The following is an 18,853-nucleotide window of genomic DNA, read 5'->3' as shown; positions in this document are numbered from 1 at the left end:
GCGTACGCCTCGGCTAAGCACTCGTCGAATGTCGGCATCGCGGGTCACTCGACTACTGAAGACGCCGCCTCAAGCGGAACTCCGTCGGCGCGGCAGGCACGCACGACCGACTCCATGTCTTCCATGAACTGGCTGCTGTCGATCATGAGCATGTGCAGGCCCTCAGGCGGGAAATTGTCCATCGTTCGCTCGATGCGCTTTGCGACCTCGCCCGTGGCATCCAAGTAGGCGCCGTCGAACTTCGCTTCGAGACCGCCTGTGGCCTCCACCGCGTTGGCATCACCAGTGAGTGCCTGAGCGAGCTCCACAGTCGCATCCCAGAACGACTCGCACGCCGCGGTGTTGTCTGGGGAGCTTGCGTCTGTCGCTATGGGCGGTTCTGTGGGCGCCGCCGGCGCGGCACTAGCGCACCCCGTCAAGATAAAGACTGCCGCGAGCGCAGCGGCACCGATGCGAACCTTCATGCTCTCCCCCAAAGACGTGCTGTCGAGCCTACCGTGGTAGCCGGCATCTGAAAGCGATGGGTAAACGATGGATCTCGAAGGAATCGAAGCGTGGGAGCGGCCGGATCCCGCCCAAACAGTGCCGGCTACAGGACTTGAACCTGCAACCCCCGTATTACAAGTACGGTGCGCTACCAATTGCGCCAAGCCGGCGGAGCGCCCAGTCTATCGGCGCACGGGCACGCCTTACGGAGCGGCGGTGGCGGTCTCTTCAGGAGCCGCGGTCTGTGCCGGAGCGGCCGTCTCGGCAGGGGTCGCCGAGGGGGTGGGCGTCGGCGTGGCGGTGCGGAAGTAGGCGTCGCTCGCGACGGCGAAGACGAACTGCTGGAACTCCTTCGGGTCGCTCAGCTTGCCCACGTAGGGCGTGCCGTTGACGAGCACCTTCGGCATGCTGTCGAGGGTGAGCCCTTCGGTGTCGGGCAGCCCCTTGAGAGCGCGATCGGTCGCCGCCTTCGCCCAGGCCGCGAACTCCTCGTTCTCGATGCACGAGCGCACGGTCGTGGGGTCGGTGACGCTCGAGCCCTGCGCGAGGTCGGCAAGTTCCGAATCGGAGTGTCCATCGGTGTCGATCTCGGGCTGGGCGCGCAGCAACTCGTTGTTGAAGTCGAAGAACCGTTCGGGCGAGTGCGTGGCGACGCAGGCGGCCGCGCTCGCGGCACGCAGCGAGTACTTCGTTCCGTTCGACTTCGCCGTGAGCATCGCGACGGGGTAGTAGGTGAGCGACGCGGTGTCGCTGCTCACCCACTGCGAGAGCTGCGACCGGTTGGCGAGCTGGAACTCGCGTGCACCGGCGGAGAGGTAGTCGACGTACACGCGGATGTCGACCGCGGGGGCGGCCGTCGGTGTCGTGGTCGGCGCGGCTTCGCCCTCGACCGCAGCATCCGTCGGCTCGGGCACGGGGGTGGCGTCTGCGATCGAACCGTCGCCGCCGCCGACAGCGGTGATGTCGGAGACGGTGAAACCGTCCTGCGACGCGTTCTCGGGCTGCGCCTGGGGGGTGGATGCTGTGGAGTCGAGCGCCCACGCGACACCGAAGGCCGTGCCGCCGACGACGACGAGCGCAGCCACGCCGATCAGCACGCCGCGCAGGATGCGCAGGCGAGACTGCTTCGTCTGAACCTGCTGCGCTTTCTCGCGGACGGCCTCTCGGCGGTCGCGCTTCGCGGGCACGTTCGGGGACTCGTCGTGGGACATGAAACCTTCTGGAAAAGACGTGCGCCGGCTCGGATCCCGGCGTGCCGCAGGAGAACGCGGTCGAATGACGATGCTAGCCAGGCAGGCTGGGAAAAGCCCAGACGCACGGCCGATCCGTGGCCCCACCCGAGCGGGTCCGGGTCGTGACATAATGACCCTGCGCCCGAAGCCGTGCGCACGGGGCTTACCCGCCCCGCTCATTCCATCACTACGGATCGTCCGGCACGTACCTGCCGGTGAAGGAGAAGAGAATATGGCGTCCGTCACGTTTGACAACGCAACCCGTCTGTACCCCGGTGGCACGCGCCCCGCGGTCGACAAGCTCAACCTCGAGGTGAGCGATGGCGAGTTCCTCGTTCTCGTCGGCCCCTCCGGTTGCGGAAAGTCCACGTCCCTGCGCATGCTCGCGGGCCTCGAAGAGGTCAACGACGGTCGCATCCTCATCGGTGACCGCGACGTCACCGATGTGCCCCCGAAAGACCGCGACATCGCGATGGTCTTCCAGAACTACGCGCTCTACCCGCACATGACGGTTGCCGAGAACATGGGCTTCGCGCTCAAGATCGCCGGCGTCGGCAAGGACGAGCGCGCCACCCGCGTGCTCGAGGCCGCCAAGCTCCTCGACCTCGAGGAGTACCTGACCCGCAAGCCGAAGGCGCTCTCGGGTGGTCAGCGTCAGCGCGTCGCCATGGGCCGCGCCATCGTGCGTCAGCCCCAGGTCTTCCTCATGGACGAGCCGCTGTCGAACCTCGACGCCAAGCTCCGCGTGCAGACCCGCACCCAGATCGCGTCGCTGCAGCGTCGCCTCGGCGTCACCACGGTCTACGTCACGCACGACCAGACCGAGGCGCTCACCATGGGCGACCGCATCGCGGTTCTCAAGGACGGCATCCTCCAGCAGGTCGGCACCCCGCGCGACCTGTACGAGAAGCCGAACAACGTATTCGTCGCCGGCTTCATCGGTTCGCCGGCCATGAACCTGTTCTCGGCCGACCTCGCCGAGGGCGGCGTGCGCTTCGGCACCGAGGTCGTGCCGCTCGACCGCGACACCGTCGGCCGCGCCAACGGCAGCCAGGTCACCGTGGGTGTGCGCCCCGAAGACATCGTGGTCGGCCCCGCCGACGGCAAGGGCCTCTCGGTCGTCGTCGACCTCGTCGAGGAACTCGGCGCAGACGGCTACCTCTACGGCCACACCGAGATCAACGGCAAGCGCGCCGACCTCGTCGCGCGCGTCGACGGCCGCAGCCACCCGAACGCGGGCGAGACGGTCACCCTGGCCGCCAGCGCCGGTCACGTGCACGCGTTCGACGCCGACTCGGGCGAGCGCCTGAACGACAAGGCCATCGCCTCGGCGTAAGCCAACACGCACAACGTCAGAAGCACCGTCGCGGCGCGTCCGTCGGTCCTCGATTCCATCGAAGGATCCGACGGGCGCGCCGCGTCTTTGTGAAGGAAGGTCTCGTGTCCGACTCCCTCAGCATCACCGCCAGCTCCGTCGACCCGGGGCTGCTCGCCCTCCCCTGGTCGACGCCCCTCGCCGACTGGCCGAGCAGCAACATCGTGTTCCTCCCGAAGGGCCTCTCCCGGCACCTCGTGCGTTTCGCGAACCTATCGGGCCGCGTGGTCGCCATCAAGGAGACCACCGAGGAGATGGCGCGCCGCGAGTACGACATGCTCGGCAATCTCACCCGCCTCGACGCCCCGTGCGTCGATCGCGTCGCCGTCATCGCGGGCAGGACCGACGCCGACGGCGAGCCCCTCCCCGCGGCGCTCGTCACCGCGCATCTGCGCTTCTCGCTCCCCTACCGCGCGCTGTTCACCCAGGTGCTGCGGCCGGATACCGCCACACGGCTCGTCGACGCCCTCGCGGTGCTGCTGGTGCGCCTGCACAACGTGGGCTTCTTCTGGGGCGACGTCTCACTGTCGAACACCCTCTTCCGCCGCGACGCGGGGGCCTTCGCGGCCTACCTCGTCGACGCCGAGACCGGCGAGCTGCACGAGGGCGGCCTGACGCGCGGCCAGCGCGAGCACGATCTCGACGTGGCCCGCACGAACATCGCCGGCGAGATCATGGACCTCGAGGCGGGCGGGCGCCTCGAGGGCGGCATCGACGCGGTGCAGATCGCCGACGGCATCATGTCGTCGTACTGGTCGCTGTGGGCGGCCCTCACCGACCAGGAGACCTTCACCGTCGACGAGTCGTGGCGCATCACCGAGCGGGTGCAGCGCCTCAACGCGCTGGGATTCGACATCGGCGAGATGTCGATGCAGACGACCTCCGACGGCACGCGCGTGGCGATCGAACCCAAAGTCGTCGACGCCGGACACCACCAACGGCGCCTCATCCGGTTGACCGGCTTGGACGTCGAGGAGAACCAGGCCCGACGACTGCTGAACGATCTCGACGAGTTCCGCGCGCGCATCTCTCGCCTGGGAGCCGACGAGGAGATGGTCGCCCACGAATGGCTCACCCGCGTGTTCGAGCCGATCGTCATGGCGATCCCCTTCGACCTGCGCGCGAAGCTCGAGCCCGCCGAGGTGTTCCACCAGGTGCTGGAGCACCGCTGGTACATGTCGCAGGCCCGCGGGCGCGCCGTGCCGCTGGCGGAGGTGCTGACCTCCTACATCGACGACGTGCTGCGCCACCGCCGCGACGAGGCCACGCTGATGGGCCCGTCGACCGAGACGCTGACGATCCCCGTCATCACGGGCAGCATCCCGACCCCCGACCCCGCCGACGACATCGACTGGCGCGACCTCGTCTGACCTGGCGCGCTGACCGCGAAACCCGTTCGGGCGTCAGAAGAGCGTCAGTAGCCGACGGTGAAGCGGCCGCGCGGATGCTTCGGCGACTCGATCTCGTCAATCACGGCGACCCCCAGGTCGGGCCCGGAGATGAACGATTCGCCCTCGGCGTCGGTCACGAGCACGTCGCCGCCGTCGCGGTACGAACCCGTGCGCTCGCCCGGCGCCCACGCGCCGAAACCGGCGGCGGGGTGCACGTAGAACCAGTCGCGCGATGCCGGCGTGCGCTCGAGGTCTTCGAGGATCTCGATGGCCTCCCGCGCTTCGGGCTTGTACTCCTCGGCGAAGCCGTCGGTGTCGATGAGCCGCGGTCCTCCTGCGGCGACGAGGCTTCCGCCCGCGCCGCCAATGACGCCGATCCGGACCGTGTCGGGCAGAGCCGCGACGAGCTCGGCGACGGCCGGGCGCACCTTTCCGAGCATGTCGCCGCGGCCGGGCACGGTCGACACGATCACGTCGACCCCCTGCAGCTCGGCGACGAGGTTCGGTACGTCGAGCAGGGTGCCCTCGATGTAGGTCGCGCCCTCGACGCGCTCGTTGGGCACGGTGCGTGCGACCGAGACCACCGTGTGACCACGGCGGACTCCCTCGGCGACGATGTGGCTGCCGGCGTAGCCGGTTCCTCCGATGACGGCGATGCGGGCCATGACGTTCCCTTCGATCGGTGCGCGGATCATCGAGCGGGCCTCGGCGGGATCAGCCCCGCCGACGGCGTCACTCGCGGACGGAGCGCAGAGTGGAGACCTGGTATAGGGCGACGGATGCTGCGATCCCGGCGTTCAGCGACTCGGTGGCCGTCGAGATCGGGATCGAGACGATCTGGTCGCACGTCTCGGTCACCAGGCGCGACAGGCCCTTGCCCTCGGAGCCCACCACGATGATGACGGGACGGTCGGCGAGATCGAGCGCCGGCAGCGACACATCGCCGTCACCGTCGAGACCGAGCACGAACACGCCCTGCTTCTTGAGGTCCTTGAGGGTGGCGGTCAGGTTCGGCGCGAGTGCCACGGGGATGCGGGCGGCGGCTCCCGCGCTCGTCTTCCAGGCGGCCGAGTTGACCCCGGCGGACCGCCGCTGCGGAATGATCAGGCCCTGCCCGCCGAAAGCGGCGGTCGAGCGGATGATGGCACCGAGGTTGCGCGGATCGGTGACCCCGTCGAGGGCGACCAGCAACGGCAGCTCTCCCCGGTCGATGATCTGCTCGAGCAGGTCCTGCGGGTGCGCGTACTCGTAGGGCGGCACCTTGAGCGCCACGCCCTGGTGAACACCGTCGAACCCGGCCATGCGGTCGAGCTCGGGACGGGTGACCTCGAGCACGGGGATCTGCCGGTTCGTCGCGATCGACAGCATCTCCTTCACGCGGTCGTCCATCTCGACGCGCTGGGCGATGTAGAACGCCGTCGCGGGGATCTTCGCCCGCAGCGCCTCGAGCACCGAGTTGCGACCGGTGACCGTTTCGGTGTCGTCGTCCTGCTTCGGCCGTCCGCCGCGGCTGGCGTTGCCGCCGGTCGCGCGCACGGCGGGTCGGCCGCCCTTGCCGCCACCAGCCGCGGCGAGGCGCTCCTGGGCGGCCTTGCGCTTGCCGGCGGGGTGCCAGGCGCGCTCCTCGGCCTTGGGGGTGGGTCCGCGCCCCTCGAGGGCCCGCTTGTTCTTGCCGCCCGTGCCTTTGGTCGGGCCCTTCTTCTTGCCACGCCCGGCCGACGGGTTTCCGAAATTAGCCACGGTTCACGCTCCAATGGGTCCCCTCGGGACCGTCTTCGAGGACGATGCCGGCCGCCGCGATCGCATCGCGGATGCGGTCGGCCGTCGCCCAGTCCTTGCTCGCTCGCGCATCGGCGCGTTGGTTGATCATGGTGAGCACGAGGGCGTCGAGGGCGGCGGCATCAGCGCCATCGCCGTCGTGCGACCATCGGGGGTCGAGGGGGTCGATGCCGAGAACGCCCGTCATGACGGCCACGGCGGCGAAGGCAGCGGCGACGGCGTCGCGGTCTCCGGTGTCGAGGGCGAGGTTGCCCTCGCGCACGGTCTCGTGGATGACGGCGAGCGCCTGCGGCACGCCGAGGTCGTCGTCGAGGGCGGCGGCGAACCGCTCGGGCACCACGGCATCCATCTTCCGTCCGCCCTCATCGGGGGCGAGCAGACGCACCGCGCGCTCCTCGAAGGTGCGGATGCGCTCGAGAGCGGCCTCGGCCTCCGAGAACGCGCGATCGGAGATGTCGAGGCTCGAGCGGTAGTGGGCCGCGCCGAGCGCGTAGCGCACGACGAGCGGGTCGCGCTCGGCGAGCACGTCGTCGGCGAGCACGAAGTTGCCGATCGACTTCGACATCTTCTGACCGTCGACGGTGACGAGCCCGTTATGCACCCAGTACCGCGCGAACGCGTCTCCGGCGGCCGTCGACTGGGCGAGCTCGTTCTCGTGGTGCGGAAAGCGCAGATCGAGCCCGCCGCCGTGGATGTCGAACTCCGCGCCGAGGTAGCGGCGTGACATCGCGGAGCACTCGATGTGCCACCCCGGGCGTCCGGGGCCCCACGGGGAGTCCCAGATCGCGCTGGTGGGCTCGCCCGCCTTGGCGCCCTTCCACAGGGCGAAGTCGCGAGGATCGCGTTTGCCGCGGGGGTCGGCATCGGCGGCCGGCTCCATCGCGTCGAGCGACTGATGGGTCAGCGAGCCGTAGTCGCCCCACGACCGCACGTCGAAATAGACGTCTCCCGCGGCATCCGCGTTCGCTGCCGAGGGGTAGGCGTGCCCCGCGTCGATCAGTCGCGCGATGAGCTCCTGCATCTGCGGGATCGACGCCGTGGCGCGCGGCTCGTAGGTCGGCGGGAGAATCCCGATCGCGGCGTAGGCGCGTGAGAACGCGAGCTCCATACGGTAGGCGAGCGCCCACCAGGGCTCGACGGCTGTCGCGTTGGCGAGCACCTTGTCGTCGATGTCGGTGACGTTGCGGACGAAGGTGACACGACCGAAGCGGTGCGCGAGCCAGCGGCGCAGGATGTCGAACGCGAGGGCCGCGCGCACGTGGCCGATGTGTGGTCCTGACTGCACGGTCGGGCCGCAGACGTAGATCGAGACGTTTCCGGGGTCGAGCGGGACGAAGTCGCGCAGGGCCTGCGCTTTCGTGTCGTACAGCCGGAGAGTCACCGCTCCAGCCTACCCGGGGCCCTCGTGGCGTAACGGGCGCCCGGCAGCCGATAGAACTGGAGGATGCTCGCCCTGATCGCCGTGGTCGCCGCCGCCGTTCTCTTCGGCACGACGGGCACGTCCCAAGCGCTCGGTCCCGCCGATACGACGCCCCTCGCGGTGGGGGCGATGCGGCTCGCCATCGGCGGTACGGCGCTGGCGGCGATCGGGCTGTCGCTCGGCGCACGGTCGCGCCGTCGCGCATCGGCTTCGCCGCGCCTGACTCCGCGCGCCGTCGTACTCATGGCGGTCACCGGCGTGTGCCTGGCCGTCTATCAGCCGCTGTTCTTCCTCGGCACCGAGCGCAATGGCGTCGCGGTGGGCACCGTGGTGGCGCTCGGCTCGGCGCCTGTGATCGCCGGACTGATCGAGTGGGCCCTCACGAAGCGTCGCCCCTCCGTGGTCTGGGTGGCAGCGACGACCCTCGCCCTCGTCGGCGTCGTGCTGCTGGGCGTCGGCGGCGCAGACGGCGCCGCCGGTGCCGATCCGCTCGGTTTCGTCGGCTCGGTCGGAGCGGGTGCCTCGTTCGCGGTGTTCGCGAACGCGCAGCGCCGGCTCATGGACGGCGGATGGGATCCGTTCACCGTCGCCGGCGCGATGGGTGCGACGTCGGCGGCCGTGGCCTTCGCGGCGCTGCCGTTCGTCGACCTGTCGTGGCTCGGTGCGCCCGGCGGGCTCGCCATGTCGCTCTGGCTGGGGCTCGCGACGATCGCCGTCGCCTACACGCTCTTCACGTGGGGACTCGGCCGCCTCACCGCGTCGGTGGCGGCGACCCTCACGCTCGCCGAACCCCTGACCGCGGGAGTGCTCGGGGTCGCGGTGCTCGGCGAACGTCTCTCCCCGCTCGCGGTCGGCGGACTCGCCGTCCTGGGCGCGGGCCTGGTGCTCCTGGCCGTCGGATCCCGGCCACGCCGCGATCCGGCACCGTTCGCCGTCGAGGGCTGACATCGACGCGCGGAGCCGACGCATTCCCCCGCCGCGGAGTCGGACGGATGCTGCTAGGCCGCGCGCGCCGTCGACGACCCGTTCCCGGCGTTCGTCGCGCGCGCTCTGACGTGCCGCGCGGATTTACGCCGGGAGGAGGAGGGCGACCGCCGTGACGGCGACTCCTTCGCCGCGGCCCGTGAAACCAAGCCCGTCGGTCGTCGTCGCGCTGACCGAGACGGAAGCCCCGCCGAGCGCTGCGGAAAGGGCCGCTTCGGCCTCGGCCCGGCGCGGAGCGAAGCGCGGGCGGTTCGCCTGCATCTGCACCGAGACGTTGCCGATACGCCACCCCGCCTCCCCGAGCAGCGCCGCCGTGCGCGAGAGGAAGACGTCGGCGTGCGCACCGACGTACTCGGGGCGGTCGGTGCCGAAGTGCGTGCCGATGTCGCCGAGGCCGGCCGCCCCCAAGAGGGCGTCGACGATCGCATGGGCCACGGCGTCGCCGTCGGAGTGCCCCGACAGCGCCGGCTCGCCCGGCCACTCCACCCCCGCGAGCCAGAGAGCACCGTCACCCCCGAAACCGTGCACGTCGGTGCCGAGACCCACGCGCGGGGCCGCCTGCGGCGCATCGAGAAGCGTCTGCGCCCGCGGCACCGGCGCGACGAGATGACGGGCTCGATCGAGGTCGGCGGGCGTCGTGATCTTGAACGCCAGCGGATCGCCGTCGACGATCGCGATCGGGTGGCCGGCGGCGGCCACGAGAGCGGCATCGTCGGTGTGCTCGTGGTCGGCCAGACGATAGGCCGTGTCGAGGATGTCGCGGCGGAACCCCTGCGGCGTCTGGGCCGCGACGAGATCGGCACGATCGACCCCTTCTCGTACGCGTGGCCCGGCGACGCGCTTGACGGTGTCGATGACCGGAAGCGCGGGGAGCACAGCGGGAAGACCGTCGTGCAGCGCGTCGAGCACACGGGCGAACAGCGCCGCGGGCGCCAACGCCCGCGCGGCGTCGTGGACGAGCACGTATTCGACGTCGGGCCAGAGTGCCCGCAGCCCCGCGGCGACCGATTGCTGCCGCGTGGATCCGCCGGCGACGACGGTGACGAGGTCTCGTCGGCCGCCCGCCGCCGCCAGGGCGTCGGTCAGGGCATCGCCCTGATGCGTCGCGGGGGCGACGATCACCACCTGCGCGGGCTCGGCGCGGAAGACGCCGGCCAGCGCGTGGCGGAGGATCGACGACTCGTCGATTCCGACCATCGCCTTCGGTCCGCCCGCGCCGAGGCGGGTACCCGACCCGGCGGCGACGACGATGATGGCGACGTGGGGAACCGGCAGCATGCTCACGCCGCCACGCTATCTGCCTCTAGGAGGCGAGGACCTCATCGAGAACGAGACCCGCTCGCTCCTCGTCGGTCTTCTCGGCCAGAGCGAGCTCCGACACGAGGATCTGTCGTGCCTTCGCCAGCATCCGCTTCTCACCCGCGGACAGACCGCGGTCCTGGTCGCGGCGCCAGAGGTCGCGCACGACCTCGCTGACCTTGATCACGTCACCGGAAGCGAGCTTCTCGAGGTTCGCCTTGTACCGACGCGACCAGTTGGTCGGCTCCTCGGTGAAGGGGGCGCGGAGCACGTCGAACACGCGGTCGAGGCCCTCTTTGCCGATGACGTCGCGGACGCCGACGAGGTCGACGTTCTCGGCGGGCACCTCGATGATCAGGTCTCCCTGGGTGACGTTGAGCTTCAGGTATTTCTTGGACTCGCCACGAATGATCCGGTCCTTGACCTCGATGATCGTGGCCGCCCCGTGGTGGGGGTAAACGACCGTCTCGCCAACCTCAAAAAGCATGTAGTTATGTCCTTTCGGCAACGTCCAGGATACCACAGGCAGGTTTGCGCTAAGGTTCTCCACCCTGGAGCCGGGAACGCCACGGACGACGCGGTCCCGCGGGGGGTCGAGCGACCGCGTAGACTGCATAAGATGCCGTCTGCTCCGCTGGGAGGAACCGTGAAATCCCGCCTCGTCGCGTCTATCGCCCTGAGTGCCGCCGTCCTCCTGGGAACGAGCGGCTGCGCCCTCGTCTCCACCCAGGCGACGAAGCTGCCCTACTCCCCCGGTGACGGGGTGAACATCCCCGACTCCGGGCCGCTGAAGGTGCGCAACGTCGTCATCATCAGCGACGCCGACGGCGACGCGGCCAACATGATCGCCGCGATCGTCAACGAGACCGACGAACCGCAGACCCTGAGCCTCGAGCTCGGCGAAGGTTCCACCGCTCAGACGGCGACCGTCCGCGTCGGCGCCCGCGAGACCGTGAGCCTCGGCGACTCGGCGGAGAACGAGCCGCCGCTCGCCCTCGACGCGATCGACGGCCTCCCCGGATCGACGATCCCGGTCTACTTCCAGTCGGGCGATTCCGAGGGCGTGCTCTACCAGGTGCCCGTTCTCGACGGCGAACTCGACTACTACGGCGACTTCCAGCCCTGAGGCCTGATTACGCCGTGACAGCCGCGCTCACCCCGACGGGTGAGCGCGGCTTCTGTCATCCCTCGAAGCGGTAGCCGAGACCCCGCACCGTGACGAGCATGTTCGGGTCACTGGGGTTCTGCTCGATGCGCGATCGGATGCGCTTGATGTGCACGTCGAGCGTCTTGGTGTCGCCGAAGTAGTCGGTGCCCCAGACGCGGTCGATGAGCTGGCCGCGCGTGAGAACGCGACCCGCGTTGCGCATGAGCACCTCGAGGAGCTCGAACTCCTTCAGCGGCATGCTGATCTCGTTGTTCTCGACCGACACCGTGTGCCGGTCGATGTCGAGGGTCACACGCCCGCCGGTGAGCACGCGGTCGTCGAGGTCGGACTCCACCTGCGAATAGCGCCGGAGCACAGCCCGCATGCGGGCGAGGAGCTCCCGAGCCGAGTAAGGCTTGGTGACGTAGTCGTCGGCGCCGAGCTCGAGCCCCACCACGATGTCGACCTCGGAGTCCTTCGCGGTGAGCATGATGATCGGCACGGTGGTGCTGAGACGGAGTTGACGGCACACCTCCGTACCGGGCATGCCGGGGAGCATGAGGTCGAGCAGCACGATGTCGGCACCGCGCTCACGGAAGGCGGACAGCGCGATCGCGCCGTCCTCGGCGATCTCGACCTCGTACCCCTCCCGACGCAGCAGATAGGCCAGCGGGTCGGCGAGATCGGGCTCGTCCTCCACGATAAGCACTCGGGTCATGCTGTTTCCCCCTTCACGGGTGTGGAACGGCTCGTCACGGCCGCCTTGCGGGGCTTGCGACGGGCTTTGGTGCGCGGCGCCCGATCCTCGGGCACATCGGCCAGGGGCAGGCGGATGGTGAACGTCGATCCGCGACCGGGGCGCGACCAGAGCCGCACCTCACCGCCGTGACGCTGCACGGCATGCTTGACGATCGACAAGCCGAGGCCCGTGCCACCCGTGCGGCGCGAACGAGCCTGGTCGGCGCGGTAGAACCGTTCGAACACACGGTTCTGGTCGCTCTCGTGGATGCCGATGCCGCGGTCGGTCACGGCGATCTCGACCACTCCGTCGATCGCCTTCACCCCGACGCCGACGCTCGAGCCCTGGGGCGAGTAGGCGATGGCGTTCGCGATGAGGTTGCCGACGGCCTCGCTCAGCACCTGCGCCTCGCCGCGGACGTACAGGCCGCGGGTGCCGCCGCGGACGATCGAGACCTGCGCGGAATCCGCCTGCAGCGTGTGGGCATCGACGGCCGAGGCGACGACCTCGTCGATCGAGACGTCTCGCACCTCCGTCAGCTCGGCCGACGCCTGCAGCCGCGAGAGGCTCATGATGCGCGAGGTGAGGGCACCGAGCCGCGAGGCCTCGGCGCTGAGGCGCGCGGTGAAGATGCGCACCTGGTCGGGGTCGTCGGCGGCCATCTCGATCGCCTCGGCGAGCAGAGTCACCGCGCCGACGGGGGTCTTCAGCTCGTGGCTGGTGTTGGCGACGAAGTCGCGGCGCATCTCCTCGACGCGCTCGCGCTCGGTGATGTCGCGGATCAGCACGAGTGTGAGCCGTGGCGAGATGGCCGTCGCCCGCGCGGCGACCAGACGCGGTTCCGACGGCGCGGCGCCGCGCTGCAGACGCAGGTTCTCGGTCGCCGGCGCGCCCGAGTCGCGCGAGAGACGCGCGAGAGTGCGCACCTCGTCGCTCGGGATGACCTCGCCGACGCGAAGGCCGAAGACCTCGGCCGGCGCCGACGCGGCCAGCACGGTAGATGACGCGTCGGTGACGATCGCGGCGTCGTCCATCGCGGCGAGGATCGCCGACACACCCGAGGGCACGTCGTCCGACGTGCGGGCGATGGCGCGATCCCGAATCCGGAAGGCGTAGGAGATCAACCCGCTCACACCGCCGCCGATCACCGCTCCCAGGAGGAGGGCGAGCAGCGTGAGCTGCGTCTGATCCATAGGCCAAGAGTAAACGGCACGAGACGTCAACCCCCGCCCAGCCCCCGTCGTACCCCGTTCGCACCCGATACTGTTCACTCGTAAGGCACCGCTCGTTAACCTCGGCTGGGGAAAATCGCCTGGGTAGCGGGATGCACCGGCGTGCCTGCGAATCAGGAAGGTTGCCGCAATGCGTGAAGTATTCCACCAGTCCCTCGAGGACGTGCAAGCACGACTCGTCGAGATCGCCGAACTCGTCACGGTCGCCATCGAGAAGGCCACCCAATCGTTCTCCACGAGCGACGTCGGCCTCGCCGAAGCCGTCATCGAGGCCGACGCGATCATCGACGAGAAGGCTGCAGCCCTCGACGAGCTCGCCATCGAGATCCTCGCCCGCCAGCAGCCCGTCGCCCGTGATCTGCGCATCGTGGTCACTGCGCTGCGCGTGAGCGCTTCGCTCGAGCGCATGGGCGACCTCGCCGAGCACATCGCCCAGCTGTCGCGTTCGCGCTTCCCCGAGCGCGCCATCCCCAAGGGCCTCAAGTCGACCTTCACCCGCATGGGCGAGCTCGACGTGACAGTCGCGAAGAAGCTCACCGAGCTGCTGCGCACCGAAGACCTCTCCATCGCGGAAGAGATCCGCAACGACGACGACGCCATCGACGACCTGCACCTCAGCGTGTTCGAGAAGGTGCTCGGCGAAGGCTGGACGGGCGAGGCCACCGCAACGGTCGACGCGACCCTCGCCAGCCGCTACCACGAGCGCTTCGGCGACCACGCGGTCTCCGTCGCCAAGCGGGTCGTCTACCTCGCCACCGGCGACTGGGCGGGCGCCGACGACTCGGTGACGCTCCCCATGTAACGACGCTCGAACGACGAAGAGCGGATGCTGCGCAGCATCCGCTCTTCGTCGTTTCAGCCTCGGGTCAGCCCTTGCCCTGTGCGGCCACGGCCGCGGCGCCGGCGGCGGCGGCCTCCGGGTCGAGGTACTCGCCCTTGCCGACGGGCTCGAGGTTCTCGTCGAGACGGTAGACGAGCGGGATGCCGGTGGGGATGTTCAACTCGGCGATGTCGTCGTCGCTGATGCCCTCGAGCTTCTTGACGAGGCCCCGCAGCGAATTACCGTGGGCGGTGACGAGCACCGTCTTGCCGGCGCGCAGGTCGGGGACGATCGCGTCTTCCCAGTACGGGAGCATGCGGTCGATGACGAGCTTGAGCGATTCGGTGTGGGGCACCTCGCCGTCGATGCCGACGTAGCGGGGGTCGCCGACCTGGCTGTACTCGTCGTCGGCGGGGAGGGCCGGCGGCGGAACGTCGAACGAGCGACGCCAGAGCTTGAACTGCTCGGGTCCGAACTCTTCGAGTGTCTGGGCCTTGTCCTTGCCCTGGAGGGCGCCGTAGTGGCGCTCGTTGAGACGCCACGACCGCTTCACGGGGATCCACAGCCGGTCGGCCGCGTCGAGCGCGATGTTGGCGGTCTGGATCGCGCGGCTGAGCACCGACGTGTGCAGCACATCGGGCAGCAGCCCCGATTCGGCCAGCAGTTCGCCGCCGCGGGCGGCCTCGGTCTTGCCCTGTTCGGTGAGACGGACGTCGACCCAACCGGTGAACTGGTTGGTCTTGTTCCACTCGCTCTGGCCGTGTCGGAGGAGGATCAGCGTGTATGGCGCGGTCATGCCGCCATCCTATCGAGAGCGGCCCTGGCACACTGGGGATGTGGGGGCGTCGCCGGTCGGTCAGATCACCCGCGGCACCACCGGTACGAATCGGCTGCGGCGGGTCGATCGATGGATCGCCCGGCACCGGGTGCTGCGACGAACCGATGACCCGCTCGTGGTCGATCTCGGCTTCGGCGCCAGCGCGGTGACGACGCTCGAGCTGACGCAGCGGCTGGCCCGCGTGCGCCCCGATGTCGAGGTTCGCGGCCTCGAGATCGATCCGGAGCGCGTGGCGCGAGCGCGGGCGCAGCTCGACGCATCGGGCATCACGGGGGTGTCGTTCGCGCGCGGCGGGTTCGAGGTTCCGCTGCCCGCCGGGCGGCGTCCTGCCGTCATCCGCGCGATGAACGTGCTGCGCCAGTACGACGAAGGCGACGTCTCCGACGCGTGGGGACGCATGGCCTCACGTCTCGCGCCCGGCGGGATGCTCGTCGAGGGCACGTGCGACGAGATCGGCCGCGTGATGACCTGGGTCGAGGTCGGCCACGACGCCGCACCGCGGAGCCTGACCCTGTCGCTGCGTCTGGCCGGGCTGCAGCAGCCGTCGATCGCCGCCGAGCGGCTGCCCAAGGCCCTCATCCACCGCAACGTGCCCGGCGAGCGCGTGCACGATCTGCTCGCCGCCCTCGACCGCGAATGGGAGCGCGCTGCCGCGCAGTCGGCGTTCGGCCCCGTCTCGCGATGGCGTACGGCCCTCGCCGCCGTCGCGGACGCGGGATGGCCGCTGCTCGAGCGCTCGCGATGGCGCCTCGGCGAGGTCGGCGTGCCCTGGCACGCGGTCGCGCCCCGCTGAACGCTGCGACGGCCTCGGCGAGCCGCACGCCGGGTCAGATGCGCGGGATGATCGCCCGGGCATCCCCCGGCGGCATGCCGGTCGCGGTGAGGAGGTCTACCGCGAGCGGCCTGAGCGCCGCGATCAGGTTGTGGTCGCCGAGGCCCGCCCCGGGCAGCATCGCGGCGGGGTCGAGCCGGGCGGCGATGCCGACGATCACCGCCCGGGCGGCGGGCTCCACCGAGATGTCGTCGAGGGAGTCGGCGACGAGCCGCGCGGCGCGACCGAGTTCGGCGAGGAGATCGGCGGCGACCTCCCGGGGCTGGCCGTCGTCGACGAGATACGAGATGCGGCGGGCGACGACCCGCAGGTTGCGGGTCGCGAGATCCATCGACTGGCGCATGCGTTCGTGTCGCGCGAGCTCCGAGCGCTCGCGGTGCAGGAAGGGCGAGATGCGGGCGATCGCGAGCCCCGACTCGAGCGATGTGCGCCACTGGTCGACCGCCGCCTGGAGTGCGCGCGCCTTCTCGAGGCCGCGATCGGCGCGCAACCGGTCGCCCCGTCGCAGCGCCTGCACGAGCGTGGAGATGGCACTGTCCACCCCGGCGAAGAGGGTGGCCGCGTCGCGCAGCTCCGGCCGACGCCCGCTGCGGGGCACGAGGGCGGTCACGAGTAGCGCCGCGATCCCTCCGACGATGCCGTCGAGCAGCCGCAGGAACGGCGGCGCTCCGACACCGACGGTGAGGGCGATGAGCGCCTGAATGGCCGCCGCGATGGCGAAGCCGGGCTGCGCCGAGAGAAACCGGGCGACGATCAGGGTCGTGCCCAACGCGAGCGCGATCTGCCACCAGCCGCCGCCGGCGACGAGCACGATGACCTCGGCGATGAGGATGCCCACCAGCATCCCGGCGACCGTTTCGATGACCCGTCGCGGTCGCGCGTCGCGCACGAGCCCGAGACTCGACACGGTGACGGTCGCGGCGACGAGCGGCAGCGCGTGACCCAGGACGAGGTGGGCGAAGGTGTAGGCGCCGGTGGCGGCGAGCACGATCTGGATGATCGCGGCTCCCGAGTCGCGCACCCGGAACAGGCGAGGACGAAGATCGAGTCTCGACCGCCACCCCGTCGTGACGACTCCCGTCGTCGGTGCGGGCTCGTTCGCGGAGCTCACGACGAAGCGGCGCGCCGCCCCAGCCGAGGAAGACGGGGAACGGATGCCGTGGCCCCCGCGTCGCGCGGAACGACGACCTCCTGGGCGGCCGAGACCGGACCGTCGCTCGTCTCGACGACGAGGTCGACGTCGGTGGGCGCCGAGCGCTTCACGATCGCCAGGGCGATGGGGCCGTCCTCGTAGTGGAGAGCGACGGACGTGATCGCCCCGACCTCGTTCTCCCCCGCCCGGACGACGTCGCCCGGCGCGGGCAGCACGCTGTCGCTCCCGTCGAGCTGGAGAGCGACGAGACGGCGCGGCGGATGCCCGAGGTTGTGCACCTTGGCGACGGTCTCCTGTCCGCGGTAGCAGCCCTTCGACAGGTGGACGGCGGTGCGCATCCAGTCGAGCTCGTGCGGGAGGGCGCGTTCGTCGGCGTCGGCGCTCACTCGGGGCCGCCAGGCGGCGACACGGAGCGCATCGACGGCGTCACGGCCGGCCAGGGCGATCTCGCCGCGCGCGGCCGAGGCGACGATCTCGTCGAGCTCGGCGAGGGTGACGACGGCCTCGGTCCAGTCGCGATCGGCACCGGGGTGCGGCTCGACGGCCGCATAGCCCCAGCCTCCCGGCGAGACGTCGGGCCACGGGTCGCGCCAGCGCACGGGGGTGCCCGTCGGACCGACCGCGGCCAGGGCGGCGACGGCCGCTGCGGTGCCGCCCACGAGCGCCAGGTCGTCGGAGCGGTCGCGCACCTCGACGCGCAGCCGGAAGCGCATCTTCGTGAGCCAGGTCGCCAGGGCCGCAGCATCCGAGTCGTCCACGAGCAGCCACGCCGTCTCGCCGTCGTCGACGACGGATGCAGCGTGCTCGACCCGGCCCTGCGGGTCGAGGATCAGTGTCTCGGTGCCGACGCCGGGCGCCAGATGGGTCAGCGACTGCGACGACAGCGAGTCGAGCCAGCTCAGCCTGTCTTCGCCCGAGACCGTGAGCACGCGGCGATCGCCCAGCGGGGCGACGGCGCGGCCCGCGACGAGCGCGCGCTGCTCGGCGAGCGGACCGCCCACGTGACGCAGGCCCCGTTCGTCGGCGACGGCGCCCGCAACGCCGGAGTAGTCGGTGGCCATCAGTCGACCCGCGCCAGACGCGCTGAGGCGTGCGAGCGCACCTCCTGGCCGAAGGCAGCGATGTCCCACGCCCAGAGCAGATGGGCATCGACGAGCCCGTACATGCGGGTGGCGGCGACGTAGTCCTTCGCACCGGCCGCACGCACCACGGCGTCGGTCGAGAGATCGATGCGGGGTCCGCGCACCTGACCGAGGTACAGCTCGTGCACCCCGTCGGCGTGCACGAGCGAGACCTCGATGTCGAACCCGCCCTCGGCGTTGCGGAGCGCTTCGACGTCGTCGACGGTGCGGGCCGTGGCGGGTTCGCGTGCCGGAAGGAGACCCGGCCCCGCGTCGGCGTCGGTGGCGGGACGACTCAGACGCCAGTAGCCCATCTCGGACACGAGCGGTGTGGTCGCGTCGCCGGACTGCAGCCACGCGCTGGCCGAATAGTTCAAGTACGAACCGCCGTCATGGCTGAAGCTCACCCGGTGGGCGAACTCGCCGGCATAGGTGTGCCCGGATGCTTCGTAGTCGAGCACGCCCGTCCCCTCCCAGACGCCGACCAGCCAGGAGAGCGGCGCGAGGTCTGCGGGGAGGTCGGTGGGAAGGTCGAACACGTTCTATCAGCGCTGACCGCGGTACAGGTTCTTCACGACGACCACCGAGACGAAAGCGATGGCGAGCGAGGCCAAGCCCAGCAGGCCCACGAAGAACAGTTCGAGCGCGAGGAGGTCCATGCGTGCAGTCTATCCGGGAACGATCGCGGCGAGCCCGAAGCCCGCGCTGATGACGCCCAGCACGACGAGTGCCCCGAGCACGCTCGCGGCGACCCGCTCGACGAACTGCTGCGAACGGCCGTACGACAGCTGGATGGTGAAAGCCAGCACGAGGCTTGCGGCGAGTCCGACGGTGAGCCAGGCGGCTCGATCGTCGGCGGGCACGAAGATTCCGATCGCGATCCCGGCGAGGGCGGCGGCCACCCAGACGGCGATCACCCCGCCGACCGTGCGGCGAGGTGCGAGTTCAGGACCGGGCATTTCGACATTCTCGCTTACGCGGCGCCCGCGCGCACCCGCGAACACC

General features: G+C 70.3%; 20 protein-coding genes and 1 tRNA gene. 6 read left to right on the top strand and 15 right to left on the bottom strand.

Annotated features, from left to right (window positions below):
* Positions 1-44 precede the first annotated feature (44 nt).
* From ABTU82_RS12010 to ABTU82_RS12000, 3 genes are all read right to left on the bottom strand, one after another.
* Entirely contained in the window at positions 45-464 is a 420-nt protein-coding gene (locus tag ABTU82_RS12010; RefSeq protein WP_407173627.1) for a hypothetical protein, read from the bottom strand.
* Positions 465-583: 119 nt separating this feature from the next.
* Positions 584-656, bottom strand: a tRNA-Thr gene (locus ABTU82_RS12005).
* A gap of 33 nt (positions 657-689) precedes the next feature.
* Positions 690-1,697 (bottom strand): DsbA family protein, encoded by a 1,008-nt coding sequence (locus ABTU82_RS12000; RefSeq protein WP_407173626.1) that lies wholly within the window; start codon positions 1,695-1,697, stop codon positions 690-692.
* Positions 1,698-1,950: 253 nt separating this feature from the next.
* On the opposite strand from ABTU82_RS12000, the gene ABTU82_RS11995 reads away from it, so the two are divergent.
* Together ABTU82_RS11995 and ABTU82_RS11990 are read left to right on the top strand one after the other, a co-directional pair.
* On the top strand, positions 1,951-3,054 hold the full coding sequence (locus ABTU82_RS11995; protein ID WP_116647594.1) for an ABC transporter ATP-binding protein: 1,104 nt from the start codon (positions 1,951-1,953) through the stop codon (positions 3,052-3,054).
* Positions 3,055-3,158: 104 nt separating this feature from the next.
* Positions 3,159-4,463: a DUF4032 domain-containing protein gene (locus tag ABTU82_RS11990; RefSeq protein ID WP_116647656.1), complete on the top strand. Its 1,305-nt coding sequence runs from the start codon at positions 3,159-3,161 to the stop codon at positions 4,461-4,463.
* A gap of 44 nt (positions 4,464-4,507) precedes the next feature.
* Here ABTU82_RS11990 and ABTU82_RS11985 read toward each other — a convergent pair whose 3' ends face one another.
* The 3 genes from ABTU82_RS11985 to cysS form a co-directional block, all read right to left on the bottom strand.
* Positions 4,508-5,149, bottom strand: a complete 642-nt coding sequence (locus ABTU82_RS11985; protein WP_407173665.1) for an NAD(P)-dependent oxidoreductase — start codon at positions 5,147-5,149, stop codon at positions 4,508-4,510.
* A 67-nt stretch (positions 5,150-5,216) separates the two neighbouring features.
* Positions 5,217-6,224: a 23S rRNA (guanosine(2251)-2'-O)-methyltransferase RlmB gene (gene rlmB / locus ABTU82_RS11980; RefSeq protein ID WP_116647595.1), complete on the bottom strand. Its 1,008-nt coding sequence runs from the start codon at positions 6,222-6,224 to the stop codon at positions 5,217-5,219.
* Entirely contained in the window at positions 6,217-7,644 is a 1,428-nt protein-coding gene (gene cysS, locus ABTU82_RS11975; protein WP_407173625.1) for a cysteine--tRNA ligase, read from the bottom strand. The genes rlmB and cysS overlap by 8 nt, the downstream gene beginning before the upstream one ends.
* A gap of 63 nt (positions 7,645-7,707) precedes the next feature.
* Between cysS and ABTU82_RS11970 the strand changes: the two genes are divergently transcribed.
* A complete protein-coding gene (locus ABTU82_RS11970) occupies positions 7,708-8,628 on the top strand; it encodes a DMT family transporter (RefSeq protein WP_407173624.1) in 921 nt (306 codons plus the stop codon).
* A 123-nt stretch (positions 8,629-8,751) separates the two neighbouring features.
* On the opposite strand, the gene ispD is transcribed toward ABTU82_RS11970, so the two are convergent.
* Complete coding sequence (ispD, locus tag ABTU82_RS11965; RefSeq protein WP_407173623.1) at positions 8,752-9,951, bottom strand: 2-C-methyl-D-erythritol 4-phosphate cytidylyltransferase; 1,200 nt, start codon at positions 9,949-9,951, stop codon at positions 8,752-8,754.
* Between the two features lie 19 nt (positions 9,952-9,970).
* Positions 9,971-10,453, bottom strand: coding sequence for a CarD family transcriptional regulator (locus ABTU82_RS11960; RefSeq protein WP_116647599.1), 483 nt, complete (start codon positions 10,451-10,453; stop codon positions 9,971-9,973).
* Positions 10,454-10,585: 132 nt separating this feature from the next.
* Between ABTU82_RS11960 and ABTU82_RS11955 the strand changes: the two genes are divergently transcribed.
* Complete coding sequence (locus ABTU82_RS11955; RefSeq protein WP_407173622.1) at positions 10,586-11,092, top strand: DNA modification methylase; 507 nt, start codon at positions 10,586-10,588, stop codon at positions 11,090-11,092.
* 55 nt (positions 11,093-11,147) lie between these two features.
* Here the strand turns inward: ABTU82_RS11955 and ABTU82_RS11950 are convergent, their stop codons facing one another.
* Complete coding sequence (locus ABTU82_RS11950; protein ID WP_116647601.1) at positions 11,148-11,831, bottom strand: response regulator transcription factor; 684 nt, start codon at positions 11,829-11,831, stop codon at positions 11,148-11,150.
* On the bottom strand, positions 11,828-13,045 hold the full coding sequence (locus ABTU82_RS11945) for a sensor histidine kinase (RefSeq protein ID WP_116647602.1): 1,218 nt from the start codon (positions 13,043-13,045) through the stop codon (positions 11,828-11,830). Before ABTU82_RS11945 ends, ABTU82_RS11950 begins: the two co-directional genes overlap by 4 nt.
* 169 nt (positions 13,046-13,214) lie before the next feature.
* Here ABTU82_RS11945 and phoU point away from each other — a divergent pair, with 169 nt between their 5' ends.
* A complete protein-coding gene (gene phoU, locus ABTU82_RS11940) occupies positions 13,215-13,886 on the top strand; it encodes a phosphate signaling complex protein PhoU (protein WP_407173621.1) in 672 nt (223 codons plus the stop codon).
* Between the two features lie 64 nt (positions 13,887-13,950).
* Here phoU and ABTU82_RS11935 read toward each other — a convergent pair whose 3' ends face one another.
* A complete protein-coding gene (locus ABTU82_RS11935) occupies positions 13,951-14,700 on the bottom strand; it encodes a phosphoglyceromutase (RefSeq protein ID WP_116647604.1) in 750 nt (249 codons plus the stop codon).
* Between ABTU82_RS11935 and ABTU82_RS11930 the strand changes: the two genes are divergently transcribed.
* A complete protein-coding gene (locus ABTU82_RS11930) occupies positions 14,699-15,535 on the top strand; it encodes a class I SAM-dependent methyltransferase (RefSeq protein ID WP_407173620.1) in 837 nt (278 codons plus the stop codon). The genes ABTU82_RS11935 and ABTU82_RS11930 overlap by 2 nt on opposite strands.
* Positions 15,536-15,569: 34 nt before the next feature.
* Here ABTU82_RS11930 and ABTU82_RS11925 read toward each other — a convergent pair whose 3' ends face one another.
* The 4 genes from ABTU82_RS11925 to ABTU82_RS11910 all read right to left on the bottom strand — a co-directional run bounded on the left by ABTU82_RS11925 (position 15,570) and on the right by ABTU82_RS11910 (position 18,807).
* Positions 15,570-16,685 carry an FUSC family protein gene (locus ABTU82_RS11925; RefSeq protein WP_407173619.1) on the bottom strand — a complete coding sequence of 372 codons (1,116 nt, stop codon included), beginning with the start codon at positions 16,683-16,685 and terminating at the stop codon, positions 15,570-15,572.
* Positions 16,682-17,788 (bottom strand): CAF17-like 4Fe-4S cluster assembly/insertion protein YgfZ, encoded by a 1,107-nt coding sequence (gene ygfZ, locus ABTU82_RS11920; protein ID WP_407173618.1) that lies wholly within the window; start codon positions 17,786-17,788, stop codon positions 16,682-16,684. The genes ABTU82_RS11925 and ygfZ overlap by 4 nt, the downstream gene beginning before the upstream one ends.
* Entirely contained in the window at positions 17,788-18,387 is a 600-nt protein-coding gene (locus ABTU82_RS11915; RefSeq protein ID WP_407173617.1) for a nitrobindin family protein, read from the bottom strand. The genes ygfZ and ABTU82_RS11915 overlap by 1 nt, the downstream gene beginning before the upstream one ends.
* 129 nt (positions 18,388-18,516) lie before the next feature.
* Positions 18,517-18,807, bottom strand: coding sequence for a hypothetical protein (locus ABTU82_RS11910; protein ID WP_116647608.1), 291 nt, complete (start codon positions 18,805-18,807; stop codon positions 18,517-18,519).
* Positions 18,808-18,853: the final 46 nt, after the last annotated feature.

Origin of the sequence: Microbacterium deferens, assembly GCF_045517775.1 — a bacterium.
Taxonomy (GTDB): domain Bacteria; phylum Actinomycetota; class Actinomycetes; order Actinomycetales; family Microbacteriaceae; genus Microbacterium.
Note: the sequence above shows the minus strand (reverse complement) of the source record. Positions and strands in the feature narration are given on the sequence as shown.